Annotated in this window: 12 protein-coding genes; 4 read left to right on the top strand and 8 right to left on the bottom strand. The window is 68.3% G+C overall.

The features are described 5' to 3' along the window. Window positions 1-48 precede the first annotated feature (48 nt). A complete protein-coding gene (locus FM051_RS46560; protein WP_158853785.1) occupies window positions 49-783 on the top strand; it encodes an SDR family NAD(P)-dependent oxidoreductase in 735 nt (244 codons plus the stop codon). A gap of 15 nt (window positions 784-798) precedes the next feature. After that, window positions 799-1,500, top strand: a complete 702-nt coding sequence (locus FM051_RS46555; RefSeq protein WP_158853783.1) for an alpha/beta fold hydrolase — start codon at window positions 799-801, stop codon at window positions 1,498-1,500. A gap of 90 nt (window positions 1,501-1,590) precedes the next feature. Here the strand turns inward: FM051_RS46555 and FM051_RS46550 are convergent, their stop codons facing one another. The 4 genes from FM051_RS46550 to FM051_RS46535 form a co-directional block, all read right to left on the bottom strand. Beyond that, window positions 1,591-2,292: a GntR family transcriptional regulator gene (locus tag FM051_RS46550; protein ID WP_158853782.1), complete on the bottom strand. Its 702-nt coding sequence runs from the start codon at window positions 2,290-2,292 to the stop codon at window positions 1,591-1,593. Window positions 2,293-2,728: 436 nt separating this feature from the next. Continuing rightward, on the bottom strand, window positions 2,729-3,472 hold the full coding sequence (locus FM051_RS46545; RefSeq protein WP_238413173.1) for a haloacid dehalogenase type II: 744 nt from the start codon (window positions 3,470-3,472) through the stop codon (window positions 2,729-2,731). Between the two features lie 5 nt (window positions 3,473-3,477). Beyond that, complete coding sequence (locus FM051_RS52690; RefSeq protein WP_238413172.1) at window positions 3,478-4,014, bottom strand: hypothetical protein; 537 nt, start codon at window positions 4,012-4,014, stop codon at window positions 3,478-3,480. An 82-nt stretch (window positions 4,015-4,096) separates the two neighbouring features. Continuing rightward, on the bottom strand, window positions 4,097-4,921 hold the full coding sequence (locus tag FM051_RS46535; RefSeq protein WP_158853780.1) for an SDR family NAD(P)-dependent oxidoreductase: 825 nt from the start codon (window positions 4,919-4,921) through the stop codon (window positions 4,097-4,099). Window positions 4,922-5,096: 175 nt separating this feature from the next. Between FM051_RS46535 and FM051_RS46530 the strand changes: the two genes are divergently transcribed. Then, window positions 5,097-5,723: a TetR/AcrR family transcriptional regulator gene (locus tag FM051_RS46530; protein ID WP_158853778.1), complete on the top strand. Its 627-nt coding sequence runs from the start codon at window positions 5,097-5,099 to the stop codon at window positions 5,721-5,723. On the opposite strand, the gene FM051_RS46525 is transcribed toward FM051_RS46530, so the two are convergent. The 4 genes from FM051_RS46525 to FM051_RS46510 form a co-directional block, all read right to left on the bottom strand. Continuing rightward, a complete protein-coding gene (locus FM051_RS46525) occupies window positions 5,686-6,201 on the bottom strand; it encodes an RICIN domain-containing protein (RefSeq protein ID WP_158853776.1) in 516 nt (171 codons plus the stop codon). The two genes, FM051_RS46530 and FM051_RS46525, sit on opposite strands and share 38 nt — an antisense overlap. 93 nt (window positions 6,202-6,294) lie before the next feature. After that, on the bottom strand, window positions 6,295-7,614 hold the full coding sequence (locus FM051_RS46520; RefSeq protein WP_158853773.1) for an RICIN domain-containing protein: 1,320 nt from the start codon (window positions 7,612-7,614) through the stop codon (window positions 6,295-6,297). 139 nt (window positions 7,615-7,753) lie between these two features. Continuing rightward, on the bottom strand, window positions 7,754-9,523 hold the full coding sequence (locus FM051_RS46515; RefSeq protein WP_274383898.1) for a rhamnogalacturonan lyase: 1,770 nt from the start codon (window positions 9,521-9,523) through the stop codon (window positions 7,754-7,756). A 155-nt stretch (window positions 9,524-9,678) separates the two neighbouring features. Further along, the gene (locus FM051_RS46510; protein ID WP_158853767.1) at window positions 9,679-11,187 is read right to left on the bottom strand and encodes a glycosyl hydrolase 53 family protein; all 1,509 of its coding nucleotides are present in this window, start codon (window positions 11,185-11,187) and stop codon (window positions 9,679-9,681) included. A gap of 1,214 nt (window positions 11,188-12,401) precedes the next feature. Here FM051_RS46510 and FM051_RS46505 point away from each other — a divergent pair. Beyond that, window positions 12,402-12,996: cellulose binding domain-containing protein (locus tag FM051_RS46505; protein WP_202919426.1), on the top strand; the 595-nt coding region annotated here is incomplete at its 3' end.

Raw genomic sequence — 12,996 nt, 5'->3', positions numbered from 1 at the left:
CCTCGTACCCGAGCCCGCGACCCGACCGACCTGCAGGAGTTGCCTGACATGAGACTCGAGAACCTCGCGGCACTGGTGACCGGCGCCAGCAGCGGAATCGGGGAGGCGGTGAGTTCCCACTTCCGCCGCGAGGGCGCGCGACTGCTGCTCACCGGCCGCAGGGAGCGACTCGGCACCGCCCGGCCCGACGACCTGTACGTCCCCGGAGATCTCAACGACGAGGCGTTCGTCGAGGCCCTGGCCCACCAGGCCGCCGAGTCCCTCGGCACCGTCGACGTCGTCGTCCTCAACCACGGACTGCAGGCCGGCGGCCCGCTCACCGAGATGACCTACGACGACGCGAAGAACGTGCTCGACAGCAACCTGCTCAGCGCGTTCCTGGTGATGAAGCACTTCGCACCGCTGATGCCTCCCGGAGGAGGCTCGTTCGTCTGCGTCAGTTCACGGCTCGGCATGGTCGGCAAGTCCGGGGAAGTCCTGTACTCCGCTGCCAAGGGAGGCCTCATCATGCTCGCCAAGGGCGCGGCGATCGAATGGGCCCCGCGCAACATCCGCGTCAACGTCGTCGCTCCAGGCCTGACCGCCACCCCGATCATCGAAGCATCGATCCAGCGCAGCCCCGACCCCGAGACCTACCGCCGCGAGCGCGAGACCCAGATCCCGCTCCAACGCCTCGCCACCCCGGAAGAGATCGCCGACGCGGTCCTCTTCTTCGCGTCGTCGGAGTCGTCGTACATCACTGGAGCGGTTCTCCCCGTCGACGGCGGGTACACCGCCTTCTGAACGCCGCTCGGACCCATGGTCCTGCTCCACGGCTCCGTCCACGACAGCCGCCTGTGGGACAGCGTGTTCCCCGAACTCGCGCTCCACCGCACCGCGATCCGGTACGACGCGCGGGGCCCGGGACGATCGACGCTGCCGACCGCGCCGTTCCGCTACGAGGACGACCTCCTCGCGGTGCTCGACCACTTCGGCATCGAGCGCGCCGCACTGGTCGGGCTGAGCATGGGCGGCGAGGTCGCGCTCGACTTCACGTTGGAGCATCCCGAACGGGTGCGCTCGCTGACGCTCGTCGCGGCGTCGGCCGGCGGCCACGACTGGCCGCAGTCTCCTGAGCTGGACGCCTACACGGCGGCGAACCGAGGAAACGATGCCGACCGCCTGGCCGAGGTGGAGCTCGCGGTGTGGGCCTCGCTGGGCGACCGGGCACCGGGATACCCGGCGATCGCGACCATGGTCACCGAGAACGCCAAGGTGCGAGCGGTCGTCGAGAAGGGTCACGTCCTGTTCCCGGAGGAAGATGCCGTCGAGCACCTTGAGCGGGTCAAGGTGCCGACCACCATCGTCGTCGGCGATCACGACCACCCGGAGATCGGTGTGATCGCCCGCCGACTCGCCGAGGGCATCCCCGGCGCGCGCCTGGAGATCGTGGCCGGGGCTGATCATTATCTGCCGCTGCGTGCGCCGGAACGGCTCACGGAAATCCTTGTCCGTCGGTGAGTCGTTCCGAGTTCCGGTTCGCGACGCTGTGTGATCTTGCGTGTGCGGTGCGGCGAGGTACCCGGAAGGGGACGCGCGCGTTGGGGACCTTCACCCAGGCGGCATGACCTCATGCACGCCGGGGCGTACGTCCCCCTGGTCTTCCGCCTGGGCTCGCAGCGCCGATTGGAAATGGCGGGCCAGTTCCTGCCGGAACTCGTCGATGTCGCCCTCCAGGGCAACCGCGGCCAACTTCTCGTGTTCGACGGCCAGATCGTGCGGGTCGCTGTAAGTGCGATGATCGAGGCTGAGGTAGAGCCGCAGTTTGGTCTCCCAGCCATTCCAAAGACTCTGCAGAACGCCGTGCCCCGAGAGGTCGTAGAAGAGTCTGTGGAAGCCGAGGTGCGCGTCGATGCCGGCCGGGATGTCGTTCTTCTCCAAGGCCAGGTGGAGCTCCTCGATGGTTTGCATCAACCTCGGCCGCTGGGGACCGCGCAGCGCTTCGGCTGAGAGTTCAGCGGCATACGGCTCGACAAGTAGGCGGACCGACGCGATCTCGGCGACGTCGTGAGCGCTTACCTCCGCAACGAACGCCCCGCGGAAGGGGATCTTTACAACCAGCCCCTCCTCCTCCAGCTTGGTCAGCGCCTCGCGCAGCGGGGATCGGCTGATTCCGAGATCCGCGGCGATGTGCGCCTCGCGCAGCTGCCCACCGGGAGGCACGGTCCCGTCGAGTATGGCGGCACGCAGCACGCGGTAGACGCCGTCCGGCGTCGTCGCCCGCTGCTCCAGCCACTTGAACTTGCGGTCCATCCCTCCGCCTTCCTTGGTCGTTTGTCGACTATACAGGCAGGGAGATCGCCGGCTGTTGCGCACGGCGCTCCCTGAACTGGCAGTCGCGGACCTTCCGCTCGCGGGTGGCGGTGACAGGTCGGCCCTGTAGTCGCCGTGGTGGGCGGGACTGGTTGTAGTCGACCAGGCCGCGGTGGACGTGGGCCTGGCAGAACTCGCGCGGCACGGTGCCCTTGCGGGCGAACTCGGGTCGGCAGTCGCTCGGCCAGGATTGCCGAGACTTCCTCGGGTCACGGGAGACTGGTTCTGGATCTCGGCAATCCGGAAACAGTCTCCCGTGACCCATATCTGCACGGAGTCCGGTCGGGCCGGCTGTCACTCCGAACCGTGATCCCTGAGCCCCGGACAACGTGAGCCCTCCAACGGGTGGCTGGTGATGCGGTAGTCACCCTCCCCGTCAAGGGCGCGGCAGACCGAGAAGGACGGGGAGGTCGGCGATGTCGGTGATCCGCTCGTAGCCGAGCCACGGATGGTCCGGCTCGAAGCCGCGGTCCATGAACACCTTGTGCTCGATGCCGATGTCGGCGGCAGGGCGGAGATCGTACTTCGGGCTCGCCGAGACGTGCACGATTTCGTCGGGTGCCACGCCGAGCTTGTCCAGCATGTATTCGAATGCGCGGAGCCGTGGCTTGTAGACGCCCATCTGCTCGGCACTGATCACGACATCGAACGGGGCCTGGAGATTCTCCACGAGGCGCGACGCGTGCACGTCGTCGGAGTTCGTCACGATCACCAGCGGGTACTCCTCAGCCAAGCGTCGCAGTGCCTCGCTGACGCCGGGGAAAGGGCCCCACGTGGGGATCTCGTCGTACACCGCCTGACCGTCGCCCTCGCGGTACTCCAGGCCGAACCAGCGCATGGTCCGTTCCAGCGAATGGGCGACGACCTGGTGGAACGGCTTCCACTCGCCCATGCACTCGTCGATCCGGAACTGGTTTCCGGTCCGCAGGAAGTCGCCGGTGATCTCGGCTGGAAGCCGGTCGCCCAGGACCCGCGGGATCACCTCATTGATGCGGAAGTGGATCAGCGTCCCGTTCATGTCGAACGAGACGAACTTCGGCTTGCCCTCGAATCCCACGGTTCCTCCAGTCGGCGAGCAAGGAGCAATCTGTCGCTTGTCGATTGTCGACCATCTGGCCACGACTGTCAACGCTGTGCCGCTCGAGAAGTGGGTTCGCCGAGGTCGGCGCCCTTGACGCCGGCGATGCCGGCGAGGGTGAGCCCGATGGGCAGGGAGCCGGACCGCATGAGGTGCGTCAGGTGCCGGTCGACCTGCCCCCAGCCCCATGCCGCGCGGCGTCTCGTGGGACAGGGTTGCACCGTCCGAGGAGCCCGCCGACGAGGTGTCCCGTGGCCATGCTGCGGTACATCGCGGCCAACACGGACCGGGTCGACGCGCTGGTGGTCGGCGAGTACGAGCGCGCGTTTCTTGATGCCGCGCAGGTGCGGGAACTGCGGGCGGTGCTGGAGCGGTGCGGGGTGCAGCTGTGGCTGTCGGAAGCCGGGGGACCGGTGGAGTTCGAGTCCGAACGCGACGGTGGCGAACTTGGACTGGCGGTAGAACGGCATCGGGGAGTAGTGCCGCGTGCCGGTCAGGTCTTCGAAGTGGATGCGACCCCGGCGGTGCACCATCGACGCGACGGTCACGACACGCGGGTCGCGGCCCGCCTCCAGCAGGTCCAACAGCAGGCCGGTCAGGGCGAAGTGGCCCAGGTGTGGAGCAGGGCCGGGTGCGGCCCTGCTCCACCTCGCTTCCCCTGTCAGATCAGGCGACCTGCTTGGGGTCGGCGGAGCGGCTGACCTTCTCCCAGGCCTGCCAGGTGGCCATGCGCTGTTCGTGGATGGCGAGGACCAGGTCGTAGCCGGAGGAGGCGAGGAGCAGGCGGGTGGGCGGCTCGGCCGCGTCGACGGCCTGGAAGAAGGCCTCGACGCTGTCCTGCGCGGTGGGGGTGGGGGCATCGCCCCAGTTGGCCATCATGTCGCGCAGTGGCTGGTAGAGGGGGTTGGGCTCGGAGCGGGCGGCGGAGGGGCCGGCCCAGTCGGTGGCGAAGCCGGAGGGTTCGATGAGTGTGGTCTTGATGCCGAACCCGGCGACTTCCTGGGCCAGGGCGTCGGTGAAACCTTCCAGGGCCCACTTGGAGGCGTTGTAGACGCCGAGGTTGGGGAACGCGGTCACGCCGCCGATGCTGGAGACCTGCACGATGTGCCCGCCGCCCTGCTCGCGCAACAGCGGGATCGCGGCCTGCGTGATCCAGAGCGCGCCGAAGAAGTTGGTCTCCATCTGCGCGCGGGCCTCGTCCTCCGTCACCTCCTCGATGGCGCCGAAGTGGCCGTAGCCGGCGTTGTTGACCACCACGTCCAGGCGGCCGAAGTGCCGGTGCGCGGCCTGGACGGCGGCGATGCCGGCGGCGCGGTCGTCGACGTCCAATTGGATCGGCAGGATCGCGTCGCCGAAGCGGTCGACCAGGTCGGCCAGCGTGCCGGTGTCGCGGGCGGTGGCGGCGACCCGGTCGCCGCGCTCCAGCGCGGCGGTGGTCCAGGCGCGGCCGAAGCCGCGGGAGGCGCCGGTGATGAACAAAGTCTTGGACATGGCAGGTCCCTTCGATCTTCCGGCGGGGTGTCGGAAACGGGTTGGCGTCGGCCGGGTGATGGTGGCGTCCGCCGTCGACGACTTCACAATACGCCGAACCTGTCTCACTGTGTCAAGTACGACTCTTAGTGCTCAACACAACTCACCGTGTCGGATGGTGGTGTAGGCTGATCGTGTGGACGAGCCGAAGCTGGGACTGCGCGAACGCACGCGCAACGTGGTGCGTGCACAGTTGGGCGAGGCGGCCGTGAAGCTGTTCGTGGAGCAGGGCTTCGAAGCGACGACGGTCGAGCAGATCGCGGCCGCGACCGGCTTGTCCCGCCGCAGCTTCCACCGGTACTTCTCCAGCAAGGAGGACGTGCTCGGCCAATGGTTCGAGGAGACGGGCCAGAAGATCGCCGCGGCGTTGGCGGCACGCCCACCGGAGGAACACCCGTGGTTCGCGCTGCGCCGGGCGTTCGACGACCTCGTGGAAGGGCTCAGCGCCCGCCCGGAGTCGCTGGTCATGACCCGCATGATGTTGAACACCCCCGCCCTGCACGCCAGCCATCTGCACAAACACGCGCACTGGGCCGCCCTGCTCGCCGACGTCCTCCAGCACCGCCTGGCCGAAAGCGGAACCAGGCCGGCCCGGGTGGCCGCCGTCTCGCTCGCCGGCGCGGCGCTGGCCGGCCTCGAGTCGGCCCAATCGGAATGGGTCTCGGAAGGCAACCAGCGACCTCTCGGCGAGCTGGTGGACGAGGCCATGAGTGCCGTCGCACCCCTCACCGGCCAGAGCGGCGACCACACGCCGCACGACTAGCGCGAAGGCCGCCCGCGATGTAGCGGGCGGTGTGCCCCAGCGGTGTGCCGTGAAGCTCCCACGCCGTTCGGCACCATGCCGCCCCCGGCTCCCGTTCCTTCGGTAGAGGCCGCGCCGTGCAGTACCCGGCTCCGGCACCACGGCGTTGCCCGGCACTCCGACCGCAGTTCGTGATCATGCTGGTCGGGTGGTGGCCGGCGTCCACGAACTGGAACTGCTGGTTGGCCTGGTCGGCGCGGGTCCGCTGCTGGACGACGGCGCCGTCGGCGGTCGACTGGTCGGCGATCTCGACCGCTTTGCCGCTGTGCCTCGACACGATCTGGTAGTAGGCCGCCGGGTCGATCACGGCCGCGTTCGCCGACGGTCCCGCGACCAGTGCCGCGACGCCGCTCGCGATCAGTGCGCCGACGAGGACGAACGCGGTGCGGCGTCTGTGCGGACGTCGAGGTGAGGCCGGATCGTGGAAAGGCTGTGTCATTGAACCCGTCCAGGGTGGTTGCGAAAGGTTGTCCGCGCCATGTCGGGGCACCGCCCGCGCTGTTGCGCGAGCGGTGCCCCGTCTGGTCTCGGGTCAGACGTTGCGGCGGGTGAAGCGCTGGTTGGGGCTGCTGGCGTTGTAGGTGTACAGGAAGATGCGGGCGCCGTCTGCGGTCGAGTACTCCCAGACGTCCAGGGCCAGGCCGGACTCCCGGTTGACGAGGCTGACCACGCCACTGCCGTGGTCGACCACGCGCCACTGCTGGCCGGTGGCCGTGGAGTCGGCCTGTTGGACGACGTTCGCGCCGTTCGTGGTGCCCGTGGGCTGGAGGAACAGGCCGCTGTGCCGGGCCTTGAGGCGGACGTGGCCGTCGGCGGCGGCGACGAACTCGAACTGCTGGTTGGTGCTGCTGGTGACGGTCCGCTGGACGAGCCCTGCGCCGGCGGCGGTGGAGGCCCCGCTGATCTCGGCGGCCTTGCCGCTGTGCTGGGCCACCAGGATGTAGGTGCCCGGCACGGTGGGCGTGTCGCCCAGCTGGGCTTCCCACCTGGTGTTGGACCCGGACGCGTCGGCCGGGAGGCGGTCCCGTGCGGCGGTGTCGCCGTACATGGTCCAGCGGGCCCAGTCGACGACGGTCCTCGGGAAGCGCTGGTCGCTCCAGAAGCTGGTGTGGCTGCCGCCGACGAAGGTGAGGAACGCCTTGGGCCAGGTCATCTCGTTGTACGCCTGCCGGGCCGAGGAGTACTGCGTGGTCGTGTCGCGGTCGCCGTGGACGAACAGGACCTTGGCGTTGACGGAGCTGGACGGGTTGCCCATGTCGACGCAGGACTGGGGGTTGGCGGAGATGATGCGACTGTCGGGCCAGGAGGTGAGCAGGCCGTGGGTGACCATGCCGCCCAGGGAGTGGCCGGAGACGCCGACGCCGATGCTGGTGTTGATGTGCCCGGCGAGTGGTCCGCTCGTGTTGAGGGCGAGGGTGTTGGTGATGATCTGCGAGACGTCCTTGGAGGTGTTGCCGTTGTTGACGTCGGTGAAGTTGTGGTTGAAGTGCGGTGCCGGGACGATGAAGCCCGCCGAGGCCAGGGCCCGGATGATGAACAGGGAGTTCTGCGGGCTGCTTCCGAAGCCGTGGGTCATGTTGTAGACGGGGAAGACACCGTTGGCGACGGGGGCGTCCGTCACCGGGTTGCCGCCGGCGGTGCCGGTGGCGGGGTAGTAGACGTAGGTGGTGCAGGGACGGCTGCCGCGGGTCCAGTTGTACCGGCGCACGCCGACCGCGAACGGCGTGGTCGGCGCCGTGGCGAGAGACCCGACGGGGGCGGCGAGCACCTGCCCCACGCCGAGCAGGGACAGGCCGATGCCCGCCGCTCCGGCCGCGCTGACGCTGAGGAACGTCCGCCGTTGCATGGTCATGGATGACTCCTTGGGTGCAGGGATGATCGTGGGGTCGGGACAGGGTTGGCTCCGCCGTCGGGTGCGTCCGACCGTCGATCGGACGCACCCGACAGCACTCCTGCCGCCCGCGAAGGCGGCAGGAGCGTCGTGCGCGGTGTCACGGGGTGGCGAAGCTGGGGTGGGGTGGCTGGTTGTAGGCGGTGTTCTGCCACGCCACGGCCAACCGGTACTGGCGGTCCTGCATCAGCGAGGGGCGGCTGATGCTCGTCGGGTCGGTGGTGGAGTAGATCCGCAGCGCCCGGTTGTCGGTGGTCCGCCAGATGACCTCCTCGCGCCAGTCGCCGAGGATGTCGGCCTGGAGCACCGGCGTGGATTTGGTGCCGTTGTTGGACGCCACCCCGGAGCCGGTGAGCAGGCGGGTGTCGCCGCCGGTGCCGTACTTGGAGATCTGGGTGCCGTCCAGCAGCTCGCGCTGGGCGTCGCCGTCCCACCAGATCACGAAGTTCTGCGAGCCCGGCTTGCGGGCGGCGACCTGGTTGCCGTTCGCCGCGCTGCGCAAACCGCCGACCGACGAGGACCAGATCTCCGCACCGGGGCTGCCCGCCCACACGTCCGCGGCGACCCCGCGACCGGTGTCACAACCGCACGACGGCGCCCGGTAGAGGAACTGGCCGGTCCGCGCGTCGTGCACGTCCATCGCCGGCGAGCTGGTCCACTCGTGGACGGTGAACACTTCCAGGCCGGGCCTGCTCGGCGCGAGGTCGCTGACGTGCAGGGCGTCGCCGTGACCCAAACCGGTGCTGTACATGAGCGCGCCGTTGTCGTCGATCGTCGCGGAGCCGTAGACGATCTCGTCACGGCCGTCGGCGTCCACGTCGGCGACGGACAGGTTGTGGTTGCCCTGCCCGTACGCGCCACCTCGGCCGGAGTCGTAGGTCCAGCGGCGCGTGAGCTGACCGCCGCGGAAGTCCCACGCGGCGATCACCGCTCGGGTGTAGTAGCCCCGGGCCATGATGATGCTCGGCCGCGAACCGTCCACATAGGCCGTCGCGGCCAGGAACCGGTCCGCGCGGTTGCCGTAGTTGTCGCCCCAGTCCGAGACGTTGCCGCGCGGCGGGACGTAGTTCTCGGTGTCCAGGATCGCGCCGTCGGAACCGCGGAACACGGTCAGGAACTCGGGGCCGGACAGCACGTAGCCACTGGAGTTGCGGTAGTCGGCGTTGGCGTTGCCGATCACCTGACCGGTGCCGGAACGCGTGCCGTCGGCGGTCTTCATGACCACCTCGGCCCGGCCGTCACTGTCGTAGTCGAACACCTGGAACTGCGTGTAGTGCGCGCCCGAGCGGATGTTGCGGCCCAGGTCGATCCGCCACAGCCGCCTGCCGTCCAGCTTGTAGGCGTCGAGGATCGTGTTGCCCGTGTAACCGGCCTGGGCGTTGTCCTTGGCGTTGGTCGGGTTCCACTTCAGCACGATCTCGTACTGCCCGTCGCCGTCCAGGTCACCGACACTGCCGTCGTTGGCCTCGTAGGTGAAACTGCCCGACGGCGTCGAACCACCGGCAGGGATCTGCAACGGCACATCCCTCGTGCTCGCGGTGACACCCACCTCACCACCGGTGTGGGCCGACATCCGCAGCGAGCCGTCCGCCGAAGCGGCACTCGCCTGCTCTACACCGTTCACCACCGGACGAACCGTGTAGATGGTGTTCGCCGGTGCGCCGTGGTCCTGGAAGTTCGTCCGGGTGATGGGAGTGGACGTCACCTTCGTGCCGTCGCGGTAGACGTTGAACGCCGTTCCCCGCGCGTCACCGGTCAGCAGCCTCCAGCTGATGAAGTTGCCCTTCCCGGTGTGGACGCTGATGAGGCCGCGATCCAGTCTCTCGGCCTGCGGGACGTCAGGTGCGGCTCCCGCGGTCGGGTACGTCACAGCCCCTGCCACGAGGACTGATGACGTCACGACCAGCAGTGCACGTATCAACGTTGATCTGTGCATGGCAGATTTCCGTTCGTCGGAGTTTTGCTTCCCACGGCGGCGGACTGTGGATGGCGAGGGCTCAGGTCGTCACGCGGAACGCGGCGATGTCAGGGGAGCCAGCGGATGTTGGGGTTGATCCGGCCGTTCCGGTCGAAGACGGCCTGGTTCTCCCAGCCGTTGCCGGAGTTGTTGATGTCGGCCGGGTCCCAGCCGTTGCCGGGCACGGCGTGCCAGGTGGGCTCCCAGTAGAAGACGCCGGTCGCGCCCGCGTTGCGGGAGGTGTTCTGCACGGCGGCGAAGTTGGCCTGCTGCCCGGAGGGTGTGGCCGAGTGGCCGGCGCAGGGCTGCGAGGCGGTGATGATGTTGTCGGTGCCGTCGTAGTTCGCCGTGGTGTAGGGGTAGGCGGTCTCGGCGAGGATGACCGGCTTGCCGTACCGGGATTTCATGTCGGAGACGACACCGGCCATTCCGGACATGCTGCCGTGCCAGTAGCAGTAGTACGACAGGGCGGTGACGTCCCACTGGACGCCTTGGGACCGGATGCCGTCGTAGAACCAGCGGGCACCGCTCTCCACCCGCGCGGTGTGGATGACGACCTGGGTGCCGCTGTTGCAGGCCTTGGTGGCGTTGTAACCGGCCTTGAGCAGCAGACCGAGGTTGGTGAAGTTGCTGTTGTCCACCAGGCCTTCGGGCCAGAGCATGCCGGTGTTGATCTCGTTGCCGATCTGCACGCTGTCCGGCGTGGTGCCCTGCGCCTTGAGGCTGTTGCACACGTCGTAGGTGTAGTTGTAGACATCGGTCTGCAACTGGCCGATGCCGTGGCTCGACCAGGCGGCCGGCTTGAACTGCTTGCCCGGGTCGGCCCACGTGTCGGAGTAGTGGAAGTCGACCATCAGCTTCAGGCCCTTGGCCTTCACCGTCCGCGCGTACTGCAGGACCTCGTCCTTGTTGTTGTAGCCGCTGCGCGGGTTGTTCCAGATCCTCAGCCGGACGTAGTTGACGCCGGCGCTCTTGAGGATGTCCAGCGGATCGCCCTGGGTGCCGTTGGCGTAGTAGTACTTCGCGCCGAGGTCGACCGCCCGTTGCAGCGTCGACACGTCCGCGCCCCGCATGACCGTGTCGTCACCACTGCCGTCGCCGGTCGTGACCTCGAGGTAATCGATGTTCCCCAGGCCGCCGGCGGTCGTCGCGGCCAGCCGCACGGTGTTCGCCCCCGCGTTCAGCTGCACGGTCAGGGTCCTGGTCGCCCAAGTGCTCCACGCGCTGGTGGCCTCGAACGCCAACCCGTTCTGTGCCACCGACCCGTTGACGCTCACGTCACCGGGCCGGTTCGCGCCGCTGCCGTTGGCGTACCGGAAGGCCAGCGTCGCCGTGCCCGCGGTCGCCGCGTTCACCGTGAACCCGACCGCGCTGCCCACGGCGTTGGACGTGTCGCAGAAACCGTCGCCGGAGTAGCCGGAGTGGTTCGAGGCGACGGCGCCGTCGCACACGGCCGGCGCGGACTCCGCCTCGTACCGGCTCGTCGCGGCAGTGGCGGTGACCGGCAGCACGACAACGATGCCGGCCAGGGCGGTCGTCACCGCCGTGGCCAAAGAGATCCTCGAAGACAGCCTCATCGATGCTCCTTTGCACCCAATGTGACCACGGATGTGGCAGCCGGTCGCGCGTGGCGTTCCGCCAGGCGACGACCACGCCGGTACCGCGGGTCGCGCTGATTGATCAAGAAGGACCGCAGCCCGGTGCGGTCAGACTCTGCAGGTCCAGACCTGGTTGGACTCGCCGTGGCTGGTCCACATCGCCACGGCCGTGTTGTCTATCCCTTCTCCGTCGCCGTGGGGATCGAGCGGTAGAGACCATCCACATAGGACGCCGTGACCGTGGTGCCGTTCTGACCGGCCAGCAGCTGCTGACTGCGGGAACATTGACCTGCGCGGTGGCGAAGGTGCCCTGCGAGGCCGCGACGCTGGACCTCGTCGGATCCGGCCCTCGCTGGTACGGGTTGTCCGCAGCCGACACGGGTCCAATCGAGACGGATACCGTTGCCGCGGCGAGGACGACGGCGAAGACGACCGCGGTCCACCTCGCGAGTCGACCCGAGCTTCGGCTCCTCGACCGGCCGAGCTCGGCGTCGACCGGGTGTCGGGGGTCCAGGCGTTCGATGGCATCTGCGGATGCACTCCTTGTCGGGCAGGACGAGGGGAGGTGCGGCAGGCGGACAGCGACCGGAGGCTGTGAACGTGCACAGTAGCTTGCCGTATCACATATGTAAACACGCCAACTTCGGTGATATTGCTGGACAACTGCGCCGAGAATCACTGTGCACGTTCCCATGCAAACGCCCATTCGGCGGAGTTCAGACGTGGCAAACGGTGCTTTCTGTCGAATGTTCGACGGAAGGCGCCGCAGACGTACCCCTGCGCACATTGATCGTGCCATGTCGGGCGGCGGACCTCTGTCCAAAGTGTCCTGGAGGCTACGGGACCTTGAGCGACACAGGCCGTTCGTGACGCCCTCAAGCCGATGCGGCCGCCGACGCTGGGCCATTCGGGCGATGCCCTGACCGCACTCGAAACTTTTTCGCCGAGGCTGTTGACACCGTGACGGCGGCGTTCGTACGGTCTCCTCAGCGTCGTTGGCGCCGGAACATCATAGGCGCCAACGAAAACCGGACATCGACCCAGGCCGCGCGAGTGGTCTGACCGGCAATGCGACCATGGGTGGATAGCGCTTTCCGTCGAAGCGCGCGGGCGGTTTGAATCGTTTCATAACCGGCGACGCCGTCGTCGGCCACGCTGGGAGCGTTCCCAGCGTCTGCGACGAAGGAGCAACGGTGCTCACGAACTCGTTCAGGGTGCGGGCGATCGCCGCCGCTACGGCGATCAGCGCACTGACCGGCGGCTTGGTGGTCGCCGGGGTGGCCTCGGCGGCTCCGGGTTGTGGGGTCGACTACGTGGTGCAGAACAAGTGGTCGGGCGGGTTCTCCGCGAACGTGACGGTCAGGAATCTGGGCGATCCGGTGGACGGGTGGGCGTTGGCGTGGTCGTTCCCGGGTTCGGAACGGTTCGACCAGGGCTGGAACGCCGCGTTCAGCGCGGCGGGTGCGAGCGTGACGGCGTCGAATGTGGACTGGAACCGGTCGATCCCGACCGGCGGCTCGGTGTCGTTCGGCTTCAACGGCACGACCACTGGCACCGACGTCGGCACGCCGTCGTCGTTCACGTTCAACGGCACTGTGTGCACGGGCAGCGTTGATCCCACGACGACCACCACCACGTCATCGACGACCACCACGACGCTTGGCCCTGGCCCGTCGGATCCGACGGGGCGTAAGCAGGTGGAGCGGTTGGATCGCGGTGTGGTGAGTGTGCGGTCGGGCGGTGGCAACCTGGTGAGCTGGCGGTTGTTGGCCGGTGATCCGCAGAACG

Source organism: Saccharothrix deserti (genome assembly GCF_009769385.1).
GTDB lineage: Bacteria > Actinomycetota > Actinomycetes > Mycobacteriales > Pseudonocardiaceae > Actinosynnema > Actinosynnema deserti.
Note: the sequence above shows the minus strand (reverse complement) of the source record. Positions and strands in the feature narration are given on the sequence as shown.

What these genes read in the sequence shown, in the direction of transcription:
- FM051_RS46555 (WP_158853783.1), top strand. Translation starts at nt 799, where the DNA reads ATGGTCCTGCTCCACGGCTCCGTCCACGACAGCCGCCTGTGGGACAGC.
- FM051_RS46520 (WP_158853773.1), bottom strand. Translation starts at nt 7,614, where the DNA reads ATGACCATGCAACGGCGGACGTTCCTCAGCGTCAGCGCGGCCGGAGCG.
- FM051_RS46535 (WP_158853780.1), bottom strand. Translation starts at nt 4,921, where the DNA reads ATGTCCAAGACTTTGTTCATCACCGGCGCCTCCCGCGGCTTCGGCCGC.
- FM051_RS46525 (WP_158853776.1), bottom strand. Translation starts at nt 6,201, where the DNA reads ATGACACAGCCTTTCCACGATCCGGCCTCACCTCGACGTCCGCACAGA.
- FM051_RS46550 (WP_158853782.1), bottom strand. Translation starts at nt 2,292, where the DNA reads ATGGACCGCAAGTTCAAGTGGCTGGAGCAGCGGGCGACGACGCCGGAC.
- FM051_RS46510 (WP_158853767.1), bottom strand. Translation starts at nt 11,187, where the DNA reads ATGAGGCTGTCTTCGAGGATCTCTTTGGCCACGGCGGTGACGACCGCC.
- FM051_RS46560 (WP_158853785.1), top strand. Translation starts at nt 49, where the DNA reads ATGAGACTCGAGAACCTCGCGGCACTGGTGACCGGCGCCAGCAGCGGA.